Annotated in this window: 21 protein-coding genes and 1 pseudogene; 8 read left to right on the top strand and 14 right to left on the bottom strand. The window is 63.3% G+C overall.

Going from position 1 to position 23,680, the window contains the following annotated elements:
* Positions 1 to 12: 12 nt before the first annotated feature.
* The 4 genes and pseudogenes from JN756_RS32350 to JN756_RS09940 all read right to left on the bottom strand — a co-directional run bounded on the left by JN756_RS32350 (position 13) and on the right by JN756_RS09940 (position 4,472).
* On the bottom strand, positions 13 to 855 hold the full coding sequence (locus tag JN756_RS32350; RefSeq protein ID WP_371928132.1) for a methyl-accepting chemotaxis protein: 843 nt from the start codon (positions 853 to 855) through the stop codon (positions 13 to 15).
* Between the two features lie 18 nt (positions 856 to 873).
* A pseudogene (locus JN756_RS32345) lies at positions 874 to 1,035 on the bottom strand (HAMP domain-containing protein); the annotation flags it as partial.
* Positions 1,036 to 2,095: 1,060 nt separating this feature from the next.
* Positions 2,096 to 3,508: an aminotransferase-like domain-containing protein gene (locus tag JN756_RS09945; RefSeq protein ID WP_201022064.1), complete on the bottom strand. Its 1,413-nt coding sequence runs from the start codon at positions 3,506 to 3,508 to the stop codon at positions 2,096 to 2,098.
* A gap of 202 nt (positions 3,509 to 3,710) precedes the next feature.
* Positions 3,711 to 4,472 (bottom strand): SDR family oxidoreductase, encoded by a 762-nt coding sequence (locus tag JN756_RS09940; RefSeq protein ID WP_057003697.1) that lies wholly within the window; start codon positions 4,470 to 4,472, stop codon positions 3,711 to 3,713.
* A 228-nt stretch (positions 4,473 to 4,700) separates the two neighbouring features.
* Here JN756_RS09940 and JN756_RS09935 point away from each other — a divergent pair, with 228 nt between their 5' ends.
* Positions 4,701 to 5,708 (top strand): NADP-dependent oxidoreductase, encoded by a 1,008-nt coding sequence (locus JN756_RS09935; RefSeq protein ID WP_046384181.1) that lies wholly within the window; start codon positions 4,701 to 4,703, stop codon positions 5,706 to 5,708.
* A 64-nt stretch (positions 5,709 to 5,772) separates the two neighbouring features.
* Here JN756_RS09935 and pyrF read toward each other — a convergent pair whose 3' ends face one another.
* Positions 5,773 to 6,471 (bottom strand): orotidine-5'-phosphate decarboxylase, encoded by a 699-nt coding sequence (gene pyrF, locus JN756_RS09930; RefSeq protein ID WP_017846795.1) that lies wholly within the window; start codon positions 6,469 to 6,471, stop codon positions 5,773 to 5,775.
* A 259-nt stretch (positions 6,472 to 6,730) separates the two neighbouring features.
* On the opposite strand from pyrF, the gene JN756_RS09925 reads away from it, so the two are divergent.
* Together JN756_RS09925 and JN756_RS09920 are read left to right on the top strand one after the other, a co-directional pair.
* On the top strand, positions 6,731 to 7,492 hold the full coding sequence (locus JN756_RS09925; RefSeq protein WP_046385333.1) for a response regulator: 762 nt from the start codon (positions 6,731 to 6,733) through the stop codon (positions 7,490 to 7,492).
* Positions 7,492 to 8,526 (top strand): sensor histidine kinase, encoded by a 1,035-nt coding sequence (locus JN756_RS09920; RefSeq protein WP_046384182.1) that lies wholly within the window; start codon positions 7,492 to 7,494, stop codon positions 8,524 to 8,526. Before JN756_RS09925 ends, JN756_RS09920 begins: the two co-directional genes overlap by 1 nt.
* Positions 8,527 to 8,569: 43 nt before the next feature.
* On the opposite strand, the gene JN756_RS09915 is transcribed toward JN756_RS09920, so the two are convergent.
* From JN756_RS09915 to JN756_RS09875, 9 genes are all read right to left on the bottom strand, one after another.
* Entirely contained in the window at positions 8,570 to 9,631 is a 1,062-nt protein-coding gene (locus JN756_RS09915; RefSeq protein ID WP_046384183.1) for an AI-2E family transporter, read from the bottom strand.
* A 72-nt stretch (positions 9,632 to 9,703) separates the two neighbouring features.
* A complete protein-coding gene (locus JN756_RS09910) occupies positions 9,704 to 10,522 on the bottom strand; it encodes a DUF4892 domain-containing protein (RefSeq protein ID WP_046486363.1) in 819 nt (272 codons plus the stop codon).
* A gap of 114 nt (positions 10,523 to 10,636) precedes the next feature.
* Entirely contained in the window at positions 10,637 to 11,491 is an 855-nt protein-coding gene (locus JN756_RS09905; RefSeq protein ID WP_079443185.1) for an alpha/beta hydrolase, read from the bottom strand.
* Positions 11,488 to 12,291: an alpha/beta fold hydrolase gene (locus JN756_RS09900; protein ID WP_057003701.1), complete on the bottom strand. Its 804-nt coding sequence runs from the start codon at positions 12,289 to 12,291 to the stop codon at positions 11,488 to 11,490. The genes JN756_RS09905 and JN756_RS09900 overlap by 4 nt, the downstream gene beginning before the upstream one ends.
* A 97-nt stretch (positions 12,292 to 12,388) precedes the next feature.
* The gene (locus JN756_RS09895) at positions 12,389 to 12,832 is read right to left on the bottom strand and encodes a hotdog fold thioesterase (RefSeq protein ID WP_017846788.1); all 444 of its coding nucleotides are present in this window, start codon (positions 12,830 to 12,832) and stop codon (positions 12,389 to 12,391) included.
* 30 nt (positions 12,833 to 12,862) lie between these two features.
* Positions 12,863 to 14,518 carry an AMP-binding protein gene (locus tag JN756_RS09890; RefSeq protein ID WP_177030007.1) on the bottom strand — a complete coding sequence of 552 codons (1,656 nt, stop codon included), beginning with the start codon at positions 14,516 to 14,518 and terminating at the stop codon, positions 12,863 to 12,865.
* Between the two features lie 85 nt (positions 14,519 to 14,603).
* Positions 14,604 to 15,053, bottom strand: a complete 450-nt coding sequence (gene sixA, locus JN756_RS09885) for a phosphohistidine phosphatase SixA (protein ID WP_046384187.1) — start codon at positions 15,051 to 15,053, stop codon at positions 14,604 to 14,606.
* Positions 15,050 to 15,397 carry a DUF4389 domain-containing protein gene (locus JN756_RS09880; protein ID WP_017846785.1) on the bottom strand — a complete coding sequence of 116 codons (348 nt, stop codon included), beginning with the start codon at positions 15,395 to 15,397 and terminating at the stop codon, positions 15,050 to 15,052. Before JN756_RS09880 ends, sixA begins: the two co-directional genes overlap by 4 nt.
* A 10-nt stretch (positions 15,398 to 15,407) precedes the next feature.
* On the bottom strand, positions 15,408 to 16,433 hold the full coding sequence (locus JN756_RS09875; RefSeq protein WP_017846784.1) for an NAD(P)H-dependent glycerol-3-phosphate dehydrogenase: 1,026 nt from the start codon (positions 16,431 to 16,433) through the stop codon (positions 15,408 to 15,410).
* 195 nt (positions 16,434 to 16,628) lie between these two features.
* On the opposite strand from JN756_RS09875, the gene JN756_RS09870 reads away from it, so the two are divergent.
* From JN756_RS09870 to fabB, 5 genes are all read left to right on the top strand, one after another.
* A complete protein-coding gene (locus JN756_RS09870; protein WP_318533470.1) occupies positions 16,629 to 18,749 on the top strand; it encodes a TonB-dependent receptor plug domain-containing protein in 2,121 nt (706 codons plus the stop codon).
* Position 18,750: 1 nt separating this feature from the next.
* Complete coding sequence (locus JN756_RS09865) at positions 18,751 to 19,680, top strand: ABC transporter substrate-binding protein (RefSeq protein ID WP_046384189.1); 930 nt, start codon at positions 18,751 to 18,753, stop codon at positions 19,678 to 19,680.
* Positions 19,677 to 21,578: an ATP-binding protein gene (locus JN756_RS09860; RefSeq protein WP_201022063.1), complete on the top strand. Its 1,902-nt coding sequence runs from the start codon at positions 19,677 to 19,679 to the stop codon at positions 21,576 to 21,578. Before JN756_RS09865 ends, JN756_RS09860 begins: the two co-directional genes overlap by 4 nt.
* 249 nt (positions 21,579 to 21,827) lie before the next feature.
* Positions 21,828 to 22,343, top strand: a complete 516-nt coding sequence (gene fabA / locus JN756_RS09855; RefSeq protein WP_003190035.1) for a 3-hydroxyacyl-[acyl-carrier-protein] dehydratase FabA — start codon at positions 21,828 to 21,830, stop codon at positions 22,341 to 22,343.
* An 11-nt stretch (positions 22,344 to 22,354) separates the two neighbouring features.
* Entirely contained in the window at positions 22,355 to 23,575 is a 1,221-nt protein-coding gene (fabB, locus tag JN756_RS09850; RefSeq protein ID WP_017846780.1) for a beta-ketoacyl-ACP synthase I, read from the top strand.
* The last annotated feature ends 105 nt before the right edge of the window (positions 23,576 to 23,680 follow it).

Raw genomic sequence — 23,680 nt, 5'->3', positions numbered from 1 at the left:
CGGCGGCGGCGATCAAAGGCGGAAGTGCCCCACCATGCCCTTGAGTTCCGCGCCCAACCGCGCCAGCGCAATACTCGACGCGGCATTGCCCTGCATGCTCAACGCCGATTGATCGGCACTCGCGCGAATGCTGGTGACGCTGCGGTTGATCTCTTCGGCCACCGAGCTCTGTTGCTCGGCCGCCGCCGCAATCTGCTGATTCATTTGTTGGATCAATGACACCGCGACCGCAATGCTGCCCAGCGCGCTTTCGGTTTCCAGCGCATCGCTGACGGCCAGCTTCACCAACTCGCCGCTCTGCTGGATCTGCTGCACCGACGCTTGCGCGGCGCTGCGCAAGGTGCCGACCAGGCGCTCGATCTCCTCGGTCGATTGCTGGGTGCGCTTGGCCAGCGCCCGCACCTCATCGGCCACCACCGCAAAACCACGGCCTTGCTCACCGGCGCGCGCGGCCTCGATGGCTGCGTTGAGCGCCAGCAGGTTGGTCTGTTCGGCCACGCTTTTGATCACGCTCAACACGCTGCCGATGTTCTGGATTTCGCTGCTGAGGCTGTCGATGCTGGCGCTCGCGCTGGTGCTGGACGTGGCCAGCTGTTCGATGCGCTGCAAACTCTGGCGCACCACCTGCTGGCCGCTGTCGACTTTGTCATCGGCGGTCTGCGCAGCCTGTGCGGCCTCTTCGGCGTTGCGCGCCACATCGTGGACCGTGGCGGTCATCTGGTTCATCGCCGTGGCGACCTGCTCGGTTTCTTCCTTCTGGCTGCTGACCTCGATGTTGGTCTGCTCGGTGACGCTGGACAGCGAATGCGCCGAACTGGCCAATTGCTCGATGCCCGCTTGCAGCCTGCTGACCATATCGCTCAAGCCGCTGCCCATCTGTTGCATCGCCTGCATCAACTGGCCGATTTCATCGCGGCGGCTGACGTCCATGCGCCCACTCAAATCGCCGGCTGCGATCTGCTGGGCCACCGCGATCACCCGGCGCAGCGGCGCGACGATCAACCGGGTAATCACCCAGGCCGCAATCAAGCCCATCAACAGCGCCAGGGCCGAAGAGCCGATGATCAGCAGCGCGCTTTTCTTCAACTGCGCCTGCATCGACTGATCTTCGGCGGCATACGCCTGGTCGACGCGGCCGACCACTTGGTCGGCGCGATCATGCAATTGTTTGTAGACCACTTTTTCCTGGGCCAGCAGGCCGGTGTATTCGCCGAGCTTTTCATTGAACGCAGCGATATGCCCGCCGACCTCATTGAGCACCGTCTGGTAACCGGCGTCCTTGACCGAGGTCTTCAGTAATTCGACCTGGGCCAGCGCCTGCTCGGCCTGTTCGATCTTGCCTTGTTCGGCGTTGTCTTCCTGCCCTTTGCGGCTCTGATCGAGGCGCACATGGGCCTCGTTCATGGCTTGCAGCATCAACCGCGAAACCTGGCTGACCTGCCCCGCCTGCTCGATAAACTCGGCGCCCTCCTTGCCCTGGCTTTCCTTGAGGCCATAGGCGCCATCGTCGGCCAGGCCGGCCTGCAACACATCGAGGTTATTGGCCACGCTGGACACCGACCAACTGGCCATTTCCAGTGCCAGGTCCTTGGTCTGGGTCAGTTCGACGAACTCATCGAACGCTTTGCGGTAAGCCGCCAGGGCCTGTTCGACCTCGGTCATCAGCGGCACGTTGGTCGCAGACTCGGCCTTGAGGCTGGCGGCCAGGGCGGCCAAGGCGTCGACTTGCTCATGCAGGGCGTCGACGGACTTGGGGTCGGCGTGCAGCGCGTAGTCCTGCTCGATCAAACGCACCTTGAGCAGCCCGCTGTTGAGCGAAGACATGCTCTTGAGGCCCTCGAAACGCAGGCCAACGGTTTGCAGGGACCACACGCCAATCGCTGCGACCAACGCAGTCAACAGCAGCACCAGGCTGAAGCCCAAACCCAGTTTTTTCGCCATACCGAGGTTGGCGAAACGTCGTTGCACGGCCGAAATCATTGCACTTGAATCCTCTTGCAATGGCGGATGCCATCAAGTCCGGTTTCCCAGCAGCGAGATTCGCAACCCCAAGGCCCTGAACACAAGTCGTTGGCGCCACAATAATGGCAAAAAGCTACACACTCGTCGTTTTCAGAATGGTCGAGGTCGATCTGGCAGGCCCCGTGGCGCGGAACAACGCCAGGGCCCGCTGATCAGCAGCATAGGCCACATTGATGCGCTGCCACTCGCTGTGTTCACCCGTGGGGCTGAACAGCGCCCCCGGCGACATCAACACGCCGAGTTGCCGCGCACACGCCTGCAAGCGTGAACGGTCGGCCATGCGAGGCCGCGCCCAGACAAACATGCCGCCGGCGGGCACGGCGAACACCTGCCATTCCTCATCCTCCAGCACCTGCAAGGTCGCGGCCATTTGCGCGTTCAGGCGTTTGCGCAGGCGCTGCACCCATTTGCGATAGGTGCCGTTGGCCAGCAACGTGGCCATCACCGCTTCGGCAAAACGCGAGGTGCCGATGCCGGTGAGTGTCTTGAGGTGTACCAATTGCGCAATGATCGGCGAACTGGCGCTGAGGTAGCCGACGCGCAGGGCACTGCTGAGGGTCTTGGAAAAACTCGAGACATAGATCACCCGGTCATCATGGGGCAACGCCGAGAGCCGCGTGCAACTGGCGTGTTGCAGGTCGGCGTAGACATCTTCTTCGATGATCAGAAAGTCTTCGCTGTGCGCCAGCGCCAGCAAACGCTCGGCCACCTTGCGGCACAGGCTGGTGCCGGTGGGGTTGTGATACAGGCTGTTGATAAACAGGCACTTGGGACGATGGCGACGCAGCAGGGCTTCCAGCGCCGGGACGTCCGGGCCGCCCTGGGTACGCGGCACTTCCAGCAGCGTGACGCCGTGGAAGGCCAACTGACGAAAGAGGTTGCCATAACCGGGGGTTTCCACGACCACCGTGTCGCCGGCCTTGAGCAAGGTGCGGATCAGCAGGTCCTGGGCATGGCTGGCGCCATGGGTGGTGAGAATGCGGTCGAGGCTGGTGGCCACGTGAATCTGGGTCAGGCGCTTGAGCAGTTGCTCGCGCAGCGCCGGCAGCCCCAGTGGCGTGCTGTAGTTGAATAGGCCGCCGGTATCGATGCGGCTGACTTCGCGGATCGCGTAGCTGATGTCATCGCTTTCGCGCCAGGCGTCCGGCAGCCAACCGCAGCCGAGTTTCAACTCGCCCAACGGGCTGTCGGTGAAAGCGCCCCACTCTCGCTCCGCGCCTTCATACCAGTGGCGTTCCTGAGCCACCGGCGGCTGCGCCACCACAAACCCGGAGCCCTGCTTCGAGGTCAGCAGGCCCTGGGCCTCCATGCGCTCGAATGCCTCGATCACGCTGGACTGGCTGAGCAGGTTGTCGAGGGCCAGTTGGCGGATGGACGGCAAGCGTGTACCGGGGCTGACCCCGCTCTTGCGAATCCATTCCGCCACCGCGCTGACGATTTGCTGCACCACCGGTACAAGGGCTTGTCGATCGATCCCTAAATCCATGAGCCACTCACTTAACTATCTGTTATTCAACCCAAAACAGTTAAGCACAGAAGCCCGCTCCAACCGGTCGCCAACAGTAACTAAAGTATTGATTTTATTGACTTATTTACCTCCTGATACACATTGGATCACGGCGTTTTGCCAGCTATGGAAATGCCCCACAGCACCTCAAACTTTTTCGAATGAGGTGCGGCTTGGAGTCCTAGATCGCGGTGGCGCCGCCGTCCACCGCCAGGGCGTGGCCGGTGGTGAACGCCGCACCGTCACTGCACAGGTACAACACCGCACTGGCAATTTCCTCGACCTTGCCGATGCGCCCGACCGGGTGCATGGCCGCGGCGAATTCGGCTTTGCGCGGGTCAGCTTCATAGGCACGGCGGAACATGTCGGTGTCGATCACGGCCGGGCATACCGCGTTGACGCGGATGTTCTTTTTCGCGTACTCGATGGCCGCCGATTTGGTCAGGCCGATCACCGCGTGCTTGGACGCGGCATAGATGCTCATCTTCGGCGCGGCGCCCAGCCCCGCCACCGACGCGGTGTTGACGATCGCACCAGCGCCCTGGGCCAGCAGCAACGGCAATTGGTACTTCATGCACAACCACACGCCCTTGACGTTGACGCCCATGATCGCGTCGAACTCATCGAGGGTGCCGTCCGCCAACTTGCCTTTCTCGATCTCGATCCCGGCGTTGTTAAAGGCGTAGTCCAGGCGGCCATACGCGGCGACGGTCTGCGCCATCAATTGCTGCACATCGGCTTCCAGGGTGACGTTGCAGCGCACGAACTGCGCCTCGCCACCGGCCTCGCGGATCAGCGCGACAGTGCCTTCGCCGCCCGCTACGTCGAGGTCGGCAACCACTACCTTCAAACCTTCGGCGGCAAACGCCAGCGCGGTGGCGCGGCCAATACCGGCGGCGGCGCCGGTGACCAGGGCAACCTGGCCGGAAAACGTCATGCTCATGGGGGATGTCCTATGGGAGAAATAGCCGTGGGCCGAGTCTAGCCAAGCCCGACACGGGCGCGTCAGCACTATCAGAAGGCCGGTTAGCGCTGCATGAATCACAATGATAAGACCGCCCGGCTGACTATCATCGAAGCCTATCGCCAAGCATTCGCAGCCCTCGGCCGACCTTGCTCGCAGGCCATTATGGGTCTATCAATCAGGCTTCATTTCTCAAGAGTCCTTGCCATGACTGCCCAGACCAACCGCCAGTTCCTGCTCGCCAAACGCCCGGTCGGCGCGGCCACGCGGGAGACCTTCACCTACCAGGAAGTGCCGGTGGGCACGCCACAGGATGGGCAGGTGCTGGTGCGCAACGAATACCTGTCCCTCGACCCGGCCATGCGCGGCTGGATGAATGAGGGCAAATCCTACATTCCGCCCGTCGGCATCGGCGAAGTGATGCGGGCGCTGGGCGTAGGCAAGGTAATCGCCTCGAACACCCCTAAATTCGCCGTCGGGGACTACGTGAACGGCGCCCTGGGGGTGCAGGATTACTTCCTCGGCGAGCCGCGTGGTTTCTACAAGGTCGACCCCACGCTTGCGCCCCTGCCGCGCTACCTGTCGGCGCTGGGCATGACCGGCATGACCGCCTACTTCGCCCTGCTCGAGACTGGCGCACCCAAGGCCGGCGAAACCGTGGTGATCTCCGGCGCGGCCGGGGCGGTGGGCAGCATTGCCGGGCAGATCGCCAAGATCAAAGGCTGCCGCGTGGTGGGCATTGCCGGTGGCGCCGACAAGTGCAAGTTCCTGGTGGATGAACTGGGCTTCGACGCCGCCATCGATTACAAACACGAAGATCTGCCCGCCGCGCTCAAGCGCGAGTGCCCCAAGGGCGTGGATGTGTATTTCGATAACGTCGGCGGCGACATTCTCGACGCCGTGCTCAGCCGCCTGGCGTTGAAAGCCCGCGTAGTGATCTGCGGTGCAATCAGCCAGTACAACAACAAGGACGCGGTAAAAGGCCCGGCCAACTACCTGTCATTGCTGGTCAATCGCGCACGCATGGAAGGCTTCGTGGTGATGGATCACGCGGCGAACTTTGCCGCCGCCGGGCAGGAAATGGCCGGCTGGATGGCGCAGGGCAAGCTCAAGAGCAAGGAAGACATTGTGGAAGGACTGGAGACGTTCCCGGAGACGCTGATGAAGCTGTTCAACGGGGAGAACTTCGGCAAGCTGGTACTCAAAGTCAGCTGATACACAGCAGATGTCAATGTGGGAGGGGGCTTGCCCCCTTCCCACATGGTTGATCGGTGATCGATCAGGCGATCTCGGCGACCACTGCCGCCAATGCCTTGGCCGGGTCCGCCGCCTGGCTGATCGGGCGGCCGATCACCAGGTAGTCCGAGCCGGCGTCCAGGGCCTGACGCGGCGTGAGGATACGGCGCTGGTCATCCTGGGCGCTGCCCGCCGGGCGAATCCCCGGGGTGACCAATTGCAGCGACGGGTGGGCGGTCTTGAGCGCCCGGGCTTCCAGCGCCGAACAGACCAGGCCATCGAGGCCGGCTTTTTGCGCCAGGGCCGCCAGGCGCAGCACTTGCTCCTGAGGTTCGATATCCAGGCCGATCGCGGCCAGGTCTTCGCGCTCCATGCTGGTCAGCACGGTCACACCGATCAGCAAGGGTTTAGGGCCGCTGCGCTGTTCCAACACTTCACGGCAGGCGGCCATCATGCGCAGGCCGCCGGAGCAGTGTACATTGACCATCCACACGCCCATTTCGGCGGCAGCCTTGACCGCCATCGCGGTGGTGTTGGGGATGTCGTGGAATTTCAGGTCGAGGAACACCTCGAAACCTTTGTCACGCAGCGTGCCGACGATGTCCGCGGCGCAACTGGTGAACAGTTCCTTGCCGACCTTGACCCGACACAGCTTCGGGTCCAACTGGTCAGCCAGCTTCAGTGCGGCGTCACGGGTGGGGTAATCCAGGGCGACGATGATAGGAGTCTGGCAGACGGACATTGGAATGGGCTCTCAGGCAAGTCGAAATCGGCGCGGATTGTAGCGCAAGCGACGCCGTTGCGGGATCCGATGATCGGTAAATACTGACCAAGCGCACTCAGGCGGACCTTTCGGCCATTTGTATCAAAGCAGATACATTCACGACATGCCCTCAACACGCCCTACCGCTAGCCTCGCCCGCACGACCCACCGACCAGCACTACCAGCCATGGGGCTGGGCGCCTATGCTGACCGCTACCACCAGGCAGATGATCGCACTATGCATACTTCCGTCCCGCTGAACGACGAGCAAAAAAACGCGGTGAGCGCCGATGAAAAGCGCTGGAACACCCGCGCGCTGATTGTCGACGACGATGTGCCGATCCGCGAACTGCTGATCGACTACCTGGCGCGCTTCAATATTCTCGCCACCGGCGTCACCGACGGCACCGCGATGCGCGTGGCGATGCAAGCCGAAACCTTTGATGTGGTGGTGCTCGACCTGATGCTGCCGGGCGAAGACGGCCTGTCACTGTGCCGCTGGCTACGCGCCGAGTCGGACATTCCGATCCTGATGCTCACCGCCCGCTGCGAACCCACCGACCGCATCATCGGCCTGGAACTGGGCGCCGACGACTATATGTCCAAGCCGTTCGAGCCGCGTGAATTGGTGGCGCGCATCCAGACCATCCTGCGCCGGGTGCGCGACGACCGCACCGAGCAGCGCGCCAATATCCGCTTCGATAACTGGCGGCTCAACAGCGTGTTGCGCCAATTGGTGGCCGACGATGGCCTGGTGGTGCCGCTGTCCAACGCCGAGTTCCGCCTGCTGTGGGTGTTTATCGAGCGGCCGCGCCGGGTGTTGAGCCGCGAACAGTTGCTGGATGCGGCCCGCGGTCGTTCCATCGAGGCCTTCGATCGCAGCATTGACCTGCTGGTCTCGCGCCTGCGCCAGAAGCTGGGCGATGACCCCAAAGCACCGCAGTTGATCAAGACCGTGCGCGGTGAAGGCTATCTGTTCGACGCACGGGATATCGGCTGATGCGCAACGCCCTCAACACGCTGTTCGGCCGGTTGTTCGGTGTGTTGCTGTTGGCGATTGTACTGGCCCATGCGTTGGCATTTTTCTGGTTCCACCACTATGACCCGCCTCCGCCACCGCGCAAGGACACCTTCGTCGAGCAACCGGACGGCACGATGAGGCCGCTGCCTAAACGCCCTCGCCCATGGTTTGGCGGCCCGGTGGTGCCGCTGACGTTTCAGTTTTTCTCGTTGATCATCGCCGCCTGGTATGGCGCCAAATTGTTGAGCCGGCCGATCCAGCGCCTGAGTGAGGCCGCCGAGCGCTTGAGCCTGGACCTCGACAGCCCGCCTCTCGACGAATCGGGCCCCCGCGAAGCCCAGCAGGCCGCGTCAACCTTCAACCTGATGCAAAAACGTATTCGCGAACAAGTCGGCCAGCGCGCGCGCATGCTCGGCGCGGTCTCCCATGACCTGCGCACCCCGCTGTCGCGCCTCAAGCTGCGCCTGGAGCAGATCGAAGACGCCAAGCTGCAAGGCCAGATGCGCCAGGACCTGAACGACATGATCGGCATGCTCGACGCCACCTTGAGCTACCTGCACGAACAACGCACCAGCGAAAGCCGGCACTGGCTGGATGTGCAGGCGCTGGTGGAGTCGATCAGTGAGAACGCCCAGGACCAAGGTTCCAATGTGCAATGTGCTGGCACCTGTGCGCCTTTGCAGGTGCAGCCGATGGCGTTGCGTTCATGCCTCAACAACCTGATCGACAACGCCTTGCGCTACGCCGGCAGCGCGCGCGTGGAACTGGAGGACAGCCGCGAGGCCCTGACCATCCGCGTGATTGACCACGGCCCCGGGATTGCCGCCGACAAGCGCGAGGCGGTGTTCGAACCGTTCTATCGGCTGGAAGGCTCGCGCAACCGCAACTCCGGCGGCGTGGGCCTGGGCATGACCATCGCCAAGGACGCGGTGGAACGCCTGGGCGGACGGTTGAGCCTGGAGGAAACCCCGGGCGGCGGGTTGACCGCCGTGATGTGGTTGCCCCGCGCCTGACGGCCAACGCCCGCCAGCTCCCCCATAAATCTTGGTCAATCAGCTACAGCGGTTCGTCTTCGCGGCGGCTCTGGGCCTGGGTCGCGCTCCAATCCATCAGCAGGCTGTACGCCACGGCGAGCAAGGTCGGGCCGATAAACAGGCCGATGAAGCCAAACGCGATCAGGCCGCCGAATACCCCGAGCAACACGATCACCAGCGGCAGGTTGCCGCCACGGCTGATCAGGTACGGCTTGAGCACGTTGTCCACGCCGCTGATGATGAACGTGCCCCACACGCCGAGGAACACTGCGTAGGTGTAATCGCCCTTCCACGCCAGCCAGGCCGTGGCCGGAATCCACACCAGCGGCGGCCCCATGGGGATCAGGCTGAGCAGGAACGTGACGATACCCAGCACCAGCGCGCCCGGCACCCCGGCGATCAGGAAGCCGATCAGCGCGAGCACGGCCTGAGCGGCGGCCGTACCGATCACGCCATTGACCACGCGTTGCACGGTGCCGGCCACCAGTTCGATGTAGTAACCGGCGCGTTCGCCGATCAAGCGCTCCAGCAGGCGGTGGACGAACATCGCCAGGCGCGGCCCGTCACGGTAGAAAAAGAACACGAACACCAGGCTGAGGGTCAGCTCCAGGATGCCGCCGCCGATCTGCGCGCTGCGCGCCAGCAGCCAGTTGCCCACCTGCCCCAGGTACGGCTTGAGGCTGACCATCAGCGCCGCGCCCTGCTGGTCGATGCTGTCCCACATCGCCACCAGCCGTTCTCCGACAAAGGGAATCGACCCCAACCAAGCCGGCGCCGCCGGCAAACCGTCGACCTGAATATCCTTGATCAACGTCACCGCGTCGCGCACATGGTCCGCAAGGTTGAACCCCAGCCATACCAGCGGCACCGCCACCAGCAGCATCCAGCCCAAGGTCAGGATGCCAGCGGCCAGGGATTCGCGGCCGCCCAGCCAGCGGGTCAGCAACACCATCAGCGGCCAACTGGCAAACGCCAGCACCGCCCCCCAGAACAGCGCCGACCAGAACGGCGCCATCACCCAGAAGCTGGCACCGAACAGCACCAGCAGCAGGATTTGCACCAGCAGGCGATCGTTATTGAGCATGGAGTTTCTCTAGGAAAAGGCTGAAGGCAGTCAGTTTAGGCGAACGGCGCGGGTCCGTTCGCCCTGTTTCGGTCAGCGTATCAGATGCAGGTGCAGGCCTTTGGCTGGCTCGGTACCGGTTTCCAGGCGTGCGGCCCGCACGCCCTTGTCAATCAGGGCCTGGCGCCACGCTTCGGCATGGGGGCCGGTCAAACTGACACGCAGGGTGGTGTCGAGGTTCAAACCGCGGGAAATCAGGGTCAACCAGGTGGCATCGGGGTCCGTCCCCAAAGCCGGGAAATCCAGCTCGCCAGTGCTTTTGAGTTCGCGCAACAGCGTGGCGGAGGTCGGCAGCAGCTCCCCAAGCGGGGTGCCGGCATCGATCTGTTCGACATGCAGGTAAGCCCGGCGATTGCCGCGGGTGATGCCGTACAACGCCACCAGGGAATTGTCCTGCGGGGCAGCCAGACGCAACAGCAGGTATTCCTGCTGGCCATCGGCGCCGACCAACTTGGCATTACCGAACACTTCATTGGCCCACAGGCTGCTTTCACCGCAGTCACGGGCCTGGCACCAGAACAACAGCTGCGCGCCCTGCTGCTGCAGCGCTTCGCGCGTGGCGGTGAACGCAGCGCTGGAGGTGTGCTCGGCGGGCAGTTCATAGGTGATGGCGGTGGCCTGGCCGCGCGCGGTGGCCTGGGCTTCGTAACGCAACTGGCCGCTGATCTTGCGGATCGCGCCCATGGGGTAGATGCGCTCTTTTTCTTCGGCGGGACGATAATCGACGATTTGCGCGTCGACCTGACGGGCCACGGCGGGCAAGTCCTGGCTACCCGGCACATCGGCGGCGAACACCAACGGGCTGAACACACACAGCCCGAGGGCACGGATACAGCCTTTACGCACGCTCATCGGATAGTTGAGCCCTGGCCATCGGAGGTCGCAGCAGTTTCAAGATCGGTGTTGAGATCGTTCATGGTTGACTCCCTTTCAATCCGCCCAGCCTCGGCAGTTGACCGCGCCAAGTCAAGGTGCAGAGAAGAACCGATTGAAACAGTCTGCAACAAGGACCGCGCCCGCCTCGTCATTCAAGTGCAAATGATGGCCACCGGGCAGGGTCGTCACGGTAAACGGTAGCTGGGAAAGCAATTCGGGATGTCTCGCCAGCATGCCGTCAGCGGCCACCACCAGTTGAGTAGGGCAACCTACGCGGCGCACGAAAGCCATGGCTTGCTCGTCGGTCAGACGCATCGGCGATGCCAGGGTCAAGCGGCTGTCCGTTCGCCAGGTGTAACCGCCCGGCACCGGCATCAAACCGCGCTGGGCCAGCAGTTCAGCGGCTTCGCGGCTGACGGCCACCAGCCCTTTCATCCGCGCTTCGACGGCGCGATCAAGGTTGCTGTAGACCGGCTTGCGCTTGCCCTGCAGGTTCAATTGCGCCTGCAACGCCATGCCCAGCCGCTCGGCGGCGTTCTCGCCAGTGGCGGTCGGCGGGATCACACCGTCGATCAAACCCAGGTGCGTCACCCGCTCCGGCAAGGCACCGGCCAATACCAGGGAGACGATGGCGCCGAGGGAATGGCCAAGTAATGCAAAACGTTTCCAGCCCAGTTGTTCGGCGACCTGCAGCACATCGTGGACGTAATCCCACAGGGCATAACCGGCCCCCGTCGGACGATGCGCCGAATGCCCGTGGCCGGCCATGTCGAGGGCGACGATACGCATGCCCTGCAGTTTCGGCGCCAACCGCGCGAAGCTGTTGGCGTTGTCCAGCCAGCCATGCAAGGCGATCACCGGCAGACCGTCTTCGGGACCGAACAGATGCGCGGCCAATTCGATATGCGGCAGGCTCAGGCGCACTTCTTCGACCGGCGTACTCATGCGCAACTGCGCTCGCGGGCTTCCCAACGGGCGAACAGTTGCTTGAGCAAGATCGCGGTGTCCTGGGGGCGTTCGAGGGGGAACATGTGGCCGCCGGGCATGGTGAGCATTTCTCCCATGGGCAGGCGCCCGACGCCGCTGGCGTGGTGGCGCATCACCACCCGGCTCTGGCGCCCGCGCACCACCGCCAGCGGCACTTTCAACTGGCGCACCTGGCCCGGGCTGGTATGGGGCACGCCCCGGTAGATACTGATTTCAGTGGCCGGATCGAAACGCAGGCGCAGGCGATCGCCGACCTGATACAGGCCATGTTGCAGGTAAGCGTCGAAGCATTCCGGGTCGAAGCCGCGAAACAGGGTCTTGCCGGCGAAGTAACTGCGCGCGGCGTCCAGGTCGGCGAATTCTTCACGGCGGCCCAGGGTGCGCCCGGCCGGGGTGAGGCGGTCGATAAAACCAAAGCGCTTGGCGGCGCGGATCACCCAGCGGTCGGCACGGGTCAGCACCGGCGAGTCGAGCATCACCACGCCGCGATACAACTGCGGGCAGCGCATGGCCGCGTGCAAATGCAACACGCCGCCCAGGGAATGGCCCACGCCCCACACCGGCTCGGGCTGCTGTTGCAGATGGTGGATCAGTTCGTCCACCAGGTTCTGCCAGTTGTCGTCCACCGGAAACCGTGGATCGTGGCCGTGCTGCGGCAGGTGCGCGACGGTATATTCCGGGGCCAGGCCGGCAAACAACTTGCCGTAGGTAGCCGAAGGGAAGCCATTGGCGTGGGCAAAAAACACGTGCTGCGACATACCGGTTCCATCTATAAAAACAGACATTGATTGTCACCACGCCCGACCGTTACGGCAATGACCGTAACCGCCAGGAATGATGACACTCACGCCACGCCTATCGCGCCGGCGGGTTCTCGCCCAGGGGCACTACGGCCATGGTCAGGCGCGAGACGCAGCTGGACTTGCCATCATCGTTGGTCAGGCGGATGTCCCACACCTGGGTGGTGCGGCCGATATGAATCGCCCTCGCCACCGCCGTCACCCGCCCGCTGCGCACCCCGCGCAGGTGGTTGGCATTGACCTCGAGGCCGACGCAATAGAACTTGCTCGCATCGATGCACAGGTAGGCCGCCATGGAGCCGACGCTTTCGGCCAGCACGACCGACGCGCCGCCGTGCAGCAGGCCGTAGGGCTGATGGGTACGCTGATCGACCACCATGCTGGCGGTCAGGGATTCTTCGTCGAAACTTTCGAAGCGAATGTCCAGCACTTCACCGATGGTGTTTTTCTGCAGAGCGTTGAGTTGTTCGATATTGGGTTGGGTGCGCCACAGGCTCATACCGTTGTCCCTATTGGTTATATGATGGCCCTAATCCTGCCACAGAATGACTTCGGTGCGCTCGCTCCACACCTGAAACTGTGGGCCGTAGGTCGATTCGATGACATTGCGCCTGATCTTCAAGGTCGGTGTCAGGAAGCCGTTTTCCACCGCCCAACTGTCTTTCACCACCACCAATTGACGCAGGCGCTCATGCTTGTCCAACGCCGCGTTGACCTGCTCCAGCCAGCGTTCAAGGCTGCCGTGCAAGGCCTGGCGCGCATCCGCCGGGCCCGCCGCCGACAGCACGCACAGGCCCATCGGCGCAGGCAGGCCGTCGCCGACCACACACACCTGTTCGATCCGTGCATGTTCGGCCAGGCGGTTTTCGATTGGCGCCGGGGCCACGTACTTGCCCTTGCTGGTCTTGAAGATTTCCTTGAGGCGCCCGGTCAGGCGCAGACGGCCCTCGGCGTCCTGCTCGCCCTTGTCGCCGGTGCGCAGGAAGCCGTCCGGGGTGAGGGTTTCGGCGGTTTTTTCCGGGTCCTTGAAGTAACCGAGCATGGTCGCGCCACTGCGCACCTGCACTTCGCCGAGCGGGTCGATACGCACTTCAACGCCCGGGCACGGCAGGCCGATCCAGCCGATTGTCTGCTGGCCGGGGCGACACACATGGGAATAGCCGCAACTCTCGGTCATGCCGTACACCTCCAGCACATCCAGGCCCAGGCGCTGATACCAGCGCAACAAGGCTTCGGGCACCGGCGCCGCGCCGGACAGCGCAATGCGTAGCGCGTCCAGGCCTAGGCCGGCCAGCACCTTGCGGCCCACGCGTTTGCCGATAAAGGGCAGCCGCAACAGGCGCTCCAGGCGCGTCGCCGGGATCTTGCCGTAGACGCCCATCTGGAATTTGGTCCAGATACGCGGCACCCCGAACAGCGCCGTCGGCCGTGCCCGACGCAGGTCCCTCAGAAAAGTCTCAAGGCTTTCGGCGAAATACACGGTTTGCCCGGTATAGATCGCCGCCAATTCCACAAACATCCGCTCCGCCACATGGCACAAGGGCAGGTACGACAGCAGCCGGTCACCCTCCCCCAGGCCGAACAATTCGGTGCCTCCGGTGGCGGCAAAGCCCAGGGCGCCGAAGCTGTGCATCACGCCCTTGGGCAGGCCGGTGGTGCCGGAGGTGTAGATGATGGTGGCCAGATCCGACGCGGCAGGTAGCGGCTGGTCCTGGATCGGTGAACAGGCTTGCAGCTCGGCCCAGCTGAAATCCAAGTCGCCCGCCGGACACAGCGGCAGGCCGATGGTGGGCACGTCGGCCGGAACCCCGGGCGCCATGGCGGGCCAGTCATCGAGCTTGCCGATGAACACCAGCGCCGCCTCGGAGTGCTTCAGCACATGGGCGACGGAATCGGCGGTGAGGTTGGGATAGAGCGGCACCGAGACATGCCCGGCCATCCAGATGGCCAGGTCGGCGATGATCCAGTGCGCGCAATTTTTCGAGATCAGGGCTACGTGCGAACCCTGGGGCAGTTCCCTCGCACGCAGCCAATGCGCGGCGCAGCGGGCCTGGTGGCCGACCTCGGCCCAAGTGAGGGTCTGTACCTCGTCGCCGCCGACGGGCTGCACCAGGAAGGGTTTGCGCGGATGCCGCGCTTCACGTTCGAAGAAGACCTGCAACGGCAAACGAAAAGCGACGGGCATGGGACGCGCTCCTTTGTGGTCCGATGATAGCCAACCAAGCACTTGCTCGGCTGACTATATAGCACACACAAAGCAGTGAAAGCGCCTACGGGTGTTTCACACTGACCAGGCTCATCAGCCCCGCCAGCGGGCATTCCCCCTCCAACTCCGCCAGGCTGGCGGTGTACATCGGCAGCGGTTGACGCTGATGACCATGCTGCAAAAAGCTGATCAGGCTGCCGACCAGCGGCTGATGGCTGACCAGCAGCACATTCTCATCCGTGTCGAGCTTTTCCAGCACCTGCTGCGGATTGCCGTCCGGTGTCAGCCAGGGCACGGTGCGGATGTCCGGCACGAAGCCCAGCGCTTCACGCACCAGCTGCGCGGTCTGCTGCGCCCGTACATACGGGCTGGCAACGATCGCGCTGATGGGCTGGCCGATCAGGTGCGCCGCGCTGCGCAAGACTTCGGCGCGGCCATGCTCGGTCAGCTCGCGCTCGGCATCGGTGCGGGCATGCGCTTGGGCCTCACCGTGCCGCAGAATCCACAGTTTCACAGTTTTGGCTCTTCATCGCGCACCGGGTGCGGTGCTGGCGGCACGCTGTGGGCGGCTTCGCCTTCCGGCGCACGCGGCGTCGGCCAGTCGGCGAATGGCCAGGGCTTTTGCTCGGTGTGGAAACTGCCGAAGCGGCCGATCTGCGCGAGGAACTGGCTCAGGCTGTCGCCAAAATTCATCAAGCCCAAGTTCGGCGCGCCGTAGACCAACCGGTAAATCAGTTGCACCACCACCAACGCACCGAGCAGGAATTGCGCCACTTGCCACACCAGGGCAAACACCAGCATCCACAAGATGCGCAGGGCGATGGACTCGTACTTGGGAGCTGCTTTCGGATCGTTCATGACGCGTTCCTCAGTTGAAACCACTGGTGGAAATAAAGTCGACATCGGTTTTCGGCTCGGCGCGCATCAGCAACTCGATGACCTGATTCAGGGTGCGCCCTTCAAACAGGATCGCGTGCAACCCGGCGACCAGCGGCATGTACACGCCGGCCTCCTGGGCCTTGGCCTTGAGCACCTTGAGGGTATTGACCCCTTCGGCCACTTCGCCCAGGCGCGCCACGGCGTCCTCCAGGCTCAGGCCCTGGCCGAGGGCGAAACCGACCTGATAGTTACGGCTTTTCGGCGACGAGCAGGTGACGATCAGGTCGCCCACGCCCGCCAGGCCCAGGAACGTCATCGGGTTGGCGCCCTGGCTCACCGCGAAGCGGGTCATTTCCGCCAGCGCGCGGGTAATCAGCATGCTCTTGGTGTTCTCGCCCATGCCCAGCGCCACCGCCATCCCGGCAATGATCGCGTAGACATTTTTCAGCGCACCGCCCAGCTCGACGCCGAAACGATCGCCACTGGCGTACACGCGGAAGGTGCGCCCATGCAGCACGGCCTGGACCCGCTCACACAGTGCTTCATCTTCACTGGCGATCACGGTGGCGGTCAGCGCATGTTCGGCCACTTCCCGCGCCAGGTTCGGCCCGGACAGCACGCCGATGCGCGCCTGCGGGGCGATCTCTTCGAGGATTTCGCTCATCAGCTTGAAGGTGTGCGCCTCGATGCCCTTGGTCAAACTGACCAGCAGCTTGCCCGCCAGGCGTTCGGCGTGAGGCGCGAGTACCGAACGCAACGCACTCGAAGGCAGCGCGACGAAACACAGCTCGCAGGCCTCCAGGGTCGCCTGCAAGTCGGTGACCGGCTCGACCGCCGGATGAATCTTGATGCCTTTAAGGTAACGAGGGTTTTCTCGATGGACGCGAATGGCCTCGGCCTGTTCGGGATCGCGCATCCACTGGCGCACCGCATGACCGTTCTCAGCCAGCAGGTTAGCCACGGCGGTACCAAAACTTCCGCCTCCCAGGACCGCAATAGGGCGCTGTTCAGTCATATGCAATCCGTTAATCCATACCAGTGGCGATGGCCGCATTATACGGAGCCCCCCGCTTGCGGCCAGCCCCCGTATCAATTCACACGCCTGTCGGAAAATGCCATAGCGACGCGGGGTAATTGCAAAGGCGACGACTGGCAAATGGCCCGGCCTCGGTTAACATGGTCGGCTATCCGTAATTATCAAGGCCGTGCCGTGTATTTGGGCCCTCCTCCCCGTTCATCGTTGTGGTTGATGCTGTTGTGCAGCGGCGCGGTGTTCGCCGACGACCTGTTCCTCGACAACCAACCGCTGCCACAGGTGCTGACTGCCACTCGCCTCAAACAATCGGCCGCCGCCGTGCCCGGCAGCATGACCGTGATCGACAGCGAACTGATCAAGGCCAGCGGCGCGCGGGACATCGCTGAGTTGCTGCGGCTGGTGCCGGGCATGATGGTCGGCTACACCAGCGGCAACCAGGCGGCGGTGAACTACCACGGCACCAATGCCAGCGATGCGCGACGCATGCAGGTCTTGATCGACGGCCGCTCGGTGTACCGCGCAGGCCTGGCCACGGTGGACTGGAGCGATATTCCGGTGGCCATGGAAGACATCGAGCGCATCGAAGTGTTCCGCGGGCCCAACACCGTCAGCTACGGCGCCAATGCGTTGATGGCTGTGGTGAATATCCTCACGCGCTCACCGGCCGACAGCCACGGTTCAAGGGTAAAAGTGGTACGCGGCGAACGCGGGATCAACGACTTCTATGCCAGCCAGGGCGTAGGCTGGGAAACCGGCGACCTGCGCCTGTCGATGTCCGGGCAGCAGGACGATGGCTTTGACAGCAACGCGGTGGGCGCCGACCGTCGTGACGGCCGGCGTCTCAACCGCTTCAGCCTGGCGGTGAGCCAGACGCTGAACACGCAACAGAGCATCGACTGGCAACTGAATGCCAAGGAAGGGACCAACCAGCGTCCTTATACCTACACGCCGGTATTCGCCGGGATTACCGAGGGCGGCAACAATTCCGACGTTACCGCCAAGGACTATGCCGGTTCCCTGCGCTGGAATTTCGATTTCAATCCCGAACACAGCCTGTATATCCAGGGCTCGGCCCAACAATGGGACCGCCGGCAGATCTGGAAAGCCTGTGACGCCAAGGTGTCGTTCAGCCCGGAATTGACCCGGCTGTGGCAGCTCAACCCCAATTATGCCGAGCGATTGGCCCGGCATATGGACACCTACAGCCAAGGTGTTGCGCCTCCCGGCAGCGCCGACGAACAAGCACTGGGCAACCAAGTATTGGACCAATGGCGCAACGGTGCCAGCCAGAGCGTATGCGGCGACATCGACCAAAGCACCCGCGAAAGCCGCTACGACCTGGAGATCCAGGACACCCTGAGCCTGTCCGACAGCCTGCGCCTGGTCAGCGGTATGAACTATCGCTATGACCGCGCCGACTCCGACACCTATTTCAACGGCACTCTGGATGACACCACCTGGCGCCTGTTCGGCCAGCTTGAATGGCGCGCCAGCGAACACTGGTTGCTGCAGGGCGGCGCCATGTACGAAGACACCCACCTGAGCGGCAACTCGCTGACGCCGCGGGTGGCAGTCAACTACCTGATCAACCCGCGCCACGGCCTGCGCGCGGTGTACTCCGAGGCGATCCGTTCGCCGGACATGTTCGAGAACAACGTCAACTGGAGCTATCGCGTCACCAACCTCGACTCGCCGGCCTACGGGCAGAATTCCGGGCAGTACTTCGTGGTCACGCGCGGCCCGGGCAATCTCGACAAAGAACTGATGAAATCCCGTGAATTGGGCTATAACGGCTTTTTTGCCGACATCGGGCTGAACATGGACGTGAAACTGTTCTACGACGAAATCACCGACATGATCAGTTCGCCGCTGCGCAACAATCAGTACATTGCCAGCAACGCCAACAGCTCGCGCTTTACCGGCGCAGAATCCCAATTCGACTGGCGCATGAGCAACGCCGACCGCCTGCGGCTGACCTACGCTTACGTCGACGCCAGCACCAGCAACCCGCTGGACAAGGCGCAAACCGCACGCAACAGCGGTTCGGCCGGCTGGTTGCGCGAATGGGGGCAAGGCTGGTCCAGCGCCCTGTTCTACTATGGCGACGACGCCCTTAACCGCTATCGCTTCGAACGGGTCGACCTGCGGGTCGCCAAGCGCATGGCCCTGGGCAACGCCAACGTGGAACTGGCCGGCATGTTGCAACAACGCCTGGACAACCAGCCCACCACCTGGGCCGACAACAACTACGACCATCGCCAAGTGCTCTACTTCAGCGCGGAGTTAGAGTTCTGACATGGGCGCTCAGTCACGGATGACCCTCCTCTCTCTCCCCAGACGCTGGCAACGCGGCCTGCTGCTGCTGTGCCTGCTGCTCAGCGTACCGGCCTGGAGCGCCGATATCCTGCTGACCGCCGCCGAAGACGGCGCCGGAGTGCAGGCCTTCGTCCAGGCGCTCACCCAGCAGCGCCCCGACGACCGTGTAACCTTCACCCCCCTCGCCAACCTGCCCGTGCCCAGCCGCCTACCGGCCAATACGCGCCTGATCCTGTTGGACCTGCCCAGCCTCGACTGGCGCCTGCAAGACGCCCAGGGGCCGTCGACCCTGGTGTTGCGCATCAGCCGCCTGCAGGCCCACCAGCGCATGGGCCAGGGCGTGCCGGGCAAAATCAGCCTGCTGTGGAGTGACCCGCCGCTGGAGCGCCAGCTGCGGCTGATCGCCACAATCCTGCCCCAGGCCCGCCGCATCGGCGTGCTTTACGGCGCCGACAGTGAATTCCTGCTCCGCGAGTTGCGCCAGTACGCCGCGCCGATGGGCCTGGAGATCGTGCCCCAGCGCTGGGACGACATTAACGACAGTCGCCCGCTGCAGCATTTGTTCAGAAACAGCGATGTGCTGCTCGGCCTTGACGACCCGCAGTTATACAACCCGAAAACCGCGAAGAACCTGCTGCTGAGCAGTTATGCCCGGCAACTGCCGCTGGTGGGGCCCAATGCCGGCTTCGTCAAGGCCGGCAGCCTGGCCAGTACTTACAGCGACCAGACCGACTGGCTGGCCGTGCTCGACCGCCTGCTCGATCACCCGCCGGCCGGCTGGCCGCGCGCCGTGTACCCGGAGCGTTTCAAAGTCGTGGGCAACCCGCAAGTCGCACGCTCACTGGGCATCGAACAGGTCGACGAAGCCAACGTCGCCGCCCGCCTGGCCGAAGGAGAACAACGCCCATGACCTTACGTCGTCGTTGGGACATCAACACCCGCACCCAGCTCATCACCCTGGGGCCGGCGCTGTTGCTGACGTTGCTGTTGATCAGCTTCTTCACCTTCGTGCGGATCCAGGACCTGCGCCAGGAACTCGACCACACCGGCCAGTTGATCGCCAACCAATTGGCCCCGGCCACCGAATACGGGGTGATCTCCGGCAACAACGACGTGCTCGACAGCCTGCTGCGCGCGACGCTGGCCACGCCCCATGTGCGCTTCCTGGAGATCCAGGACAGCGCCGAGAACATCCTGGTGTACGTCGAGCAACCGTCGGAAAACCACGACCGCTCGCTGTCGGTCAAAGTGTTCCAGGCCCCGATCCGCCTGCAACATATTCAATTGGGCAATGACTTTTTCCAGGACAACCTCAACGAACCCAAGGCGCCGCGTGCCGACTACCTGGGCCGGGTGATCGTCGGCATGTCCAACGATGCCTTCAGCCAGCGCCAACAGGAGATTCTGTTCAAGGCCGGCGTGCTCGCGCTGTTCGCCCTGCTGTTCACCTTTTTGCTCGCGCGGCGCCTGGCCTCCAGCCTGTCGCAGCCGATCAGCGCGATGGGCAATGCAGTCAAGGCGATCCAGCAAGGCGACTACAAGACCCCGCTGCCGATTGTCGATGACTCCGAACTGGGCGACCTCTCGCGGCACATCAACAACCTTGCCGAAGGCCTCAACCAGGCCAGCCGCGAACAGCAGCAGGCCATGGCGCAACTGATCCAGACCCGCGAGGAAGCCGAACGGGCGAACAACGCCAAGTCGGACTTCCTGGCGATGATGAGCCACGAGCTGCGCACGCCGATGAACGGCGTGCTGGGCATGCTGCAGTTGCTGGAAACCACCGAGATGACCGAAGAGCAGACCGAATATGCGGCACTGGCCTCCGAGTCCACGGAACATTTGCTCAAGGTCATCAATGACATCCTCGACTTCTCGCGCATCGAACGCGCGGCCCTGGAGCTGGAACACATTCCGTTCAACCTCGCGGACCTGATCAACAGCTGCGCCCAGGCCTTCCAGCACAGCGCCCAGCAGCGCGGGCTGAGCCTCGAGCTGCCGATCCCGCCGGGCTTGGACACGTTGCGCGTGCAGGGCGACCCGACGCGTATCCGCCAGATTCTGGTGAACCTGATCGGCAACGCGCTCAAGTTCACCGAGCACGGCAGCGTCAGCGTCGAGCCCCATTGGCAACCCCTCGACCATGAACTGGTGTGGTTCACCTGTACCGTGCGCGACAGCGGCATTGGCATTTCCGCCGAGCGCCTGGAACTGATGTTCGATGCGTTCCAGCAGGCCGACAGTTCCATTTCAAGACGTTACGGCGGCACCGGCCTGGGCCTGCCCATCGCCCGCACCCTGGCCGAACGCATGGGCGGCACCCTGCGCGCGCAGAGCGAAGAAGGTCGCGGTTCGGTGTTCACCCTGGAAATCCCGCTGGCCATCGACCAGCACAGCGTGCCGGCCATCGCCGCCAACGCCGAAGGCAAAACCAGCGCGGGCGACGGCCGCCATGTGCTGCTGGTGGAAGACAACCCGGTCAACCGCACCGTGGTCGAAGCCATGCTGCGCAGCCTGGGCTTTGAAGTCAGCCTGGCCACCGACGGCGCCGAAGCGATCCGCAGCGCCGAGAGCCTGATTTTCACCGCGATCCTGATGGATTGCCGGCTACCGCTGATCGACGGCTACGAAGCCACCCGCCAGATTCGCCAACTGCCAGGCTGCGCCGACCTGCCGATCATCGCCCTCACCGCCAACGCCTTGCAGGGCGATCGTGAACTCTGCCTGGCCGCCGGAATGAACGATTACCTGGCCAAGCCGTTCAAACGCACGGATTTGCAGCAAATCCTGCAGCGTTGGGTGCAATAGCGCCGCGCCATCAGCCAACTGCGACTGGCGTGAAAGACGAAAGTGCGGCAGTCTTAGGCACCCGAACGGACCGATAAACAGGCCCGGTTTAAAATTTCAGTGAACAAGTGTACATTCAGTGCCTTGACGCTGTGACTTTCACTACAACGCAATAGTCTATGTGTAGGCTGCCGATGTGAGGCATGAACGCTTCAGTCGGTTCGGGAAGATTTGCCCTACCCTGCCGCATGGGATTATTGAGGAGCTCGCATGACCAAACAAAACGCCTTTACTCGGGAAGACCTGCTGCGCTGCAGTCGCGGTGAGCTGTTCGGCCCAGGTAACGCGCAACTGCCCGCCCCGAACATGCTGATGGTGGATCGCATCACCCATATCAGTGAAGAGGGTGGCAAGTACGGCAAAGGTGAATTGGTCGCCGAGCTGGATATCACCCCGGACCTGTGGTTCTTCGCCTGCCATTTCGAAGGTGACCCTGTCATGCCGGGCTGCCTGGGCCTCGACGCCATGTGGCAACTGGTCGGTTTCTACCTCGGCTGGCAAGGCTTGCCGGGCCGCGGTCGCGCCCTGGGTTCGGGCGAAGTGAAGTTCTTTGGCCAGGTTCTGCCGAGCGCCAAGAAAGTCACCTACAACATTCAAATCAAGCGCGTCCTCAAGGGCAAGCTGAACCTGGCGATCGCCGACGGTTCGGTGACTGTCGACGGTCGCGAGATCTATACTGCCGAAGGCCTTCGGGTCGGCGTATTCACTTCCACTGACAACTTTTAAGGGTTATCCGCATGCGCCGCGTCGTTATCACTGGTCTGGGCATCGTTTCTTGCCTGGGCAATGACAAAGAGACCGTCACCGCTAACCTGCGTGCAAGTCGCCCTGGCATCCGCTTCAACCCGGAATATGCCGAAATGGGTCTGCGTAGCCAGGTTTCCGGCTCCATCGACCTGCCCCTCGAAGAGTTGATCGATCGCAAGATCTACCGCTTCGTCGGCCACGCTGCCGCCTACGCCTACCTGGCCATGAAGGACGCCATCGCCGATTCCGGCCTGAGCCACGATCAGGTCTCGAACGTGCGTACCGGCCTGATCGCCGGCTCCGGCGGCGCGTCCACCCTGAACCAGATGGAAGCGCTGGACATCCTGCGCGAGAAAGGCGTGAAGCGCGTTGGCCCGTACCGTGTCACGCGGACCATGGGCAGCACCGTTTCCGCCTGCCTGGCCACGCCGTTCCAGATCAAGGGCGTGAACTACTCGATCTCCTCCGCTTGCGCCACCAGTGCTCACTGCATCGGTAACGCGGTTGAGCAGATCCAGCTGGGCAAGCAGGACATCGTGTTCGCCGGCGGCGGCGAAGAAGAACATTGGAGCCAATCGTTCCTGTTCGACGCCATGGGCGCGCTGTCCACCCAGTACAACGACACCCCGGAAAAGGCCTCCCGCGCCTACGACGCCAAGCGTGACGGTTTCGTCATCGCCGGCGGCGGCGGCATGGTGGTGGTCGAGGAGCTGGAACACGCTCTGGCCCGTGGCGCGAAGATCTACGCGGAAATCGTCGGCTACGGCGCCACTTCCGACGGCTACGACATGGTTGCGCCAAGCGGTGAAGGCGCCATCCGCTGCATGCAGATGGCCATGTCAACCGTGGATACCCCGATCGACTACCTGAACACCCACGGCACCTCGACTCCGGTCGGCGACGCCAAGGAAATGGAAGGCGTGCGCGCGGTATTCGGCGACAAGGCACCGGCCATCAGCTCCACCAAGAGCCTGTCGGGTCACTCCCTGGGCGCCGCCGGCGTTCACGAAACGATCTACTGCCTGCTGATGATGGAAGGCAACTTCATGGCCGGCTCGGCCAACATCGAAGAGATGGACCCGGTCGTGGCCGATATGCCGATCCTGACCAAGACCGTCGAAAACGTAAAAGTCGACACCGTGATGAGCAACAGCTTCGGCTTCGGTGGCACTAACGCCACCCTGGTGCTGAAACGCTGGCAGGGCAAGTAAGCCCCGCAGCTTGATCAGATGAAAACGCCCCGACTGGTTCGGGGCGTTTTTTTTGCGCTTGAATTCGGGGTCGCCTCGCCTGTACGCGGGTGTTGCTCCGCTGCC

This window comes from Pseudomonas sp. Y39-6, from assembly GCF_023651955.1.
In the GTDB taxonomy this organism is placed as follows: Bacteria; Pseudomonadota; Gammaproteobacteria; order Pseudomonadales; family Pseudomonadaceae; genus Aquipseudomonas; species Aquipseudomonas veronii.
Note: the sequence above shows the minus strand (reverse complement) of the source record. Positions and strands in the feature narration are given on the sequence as shown.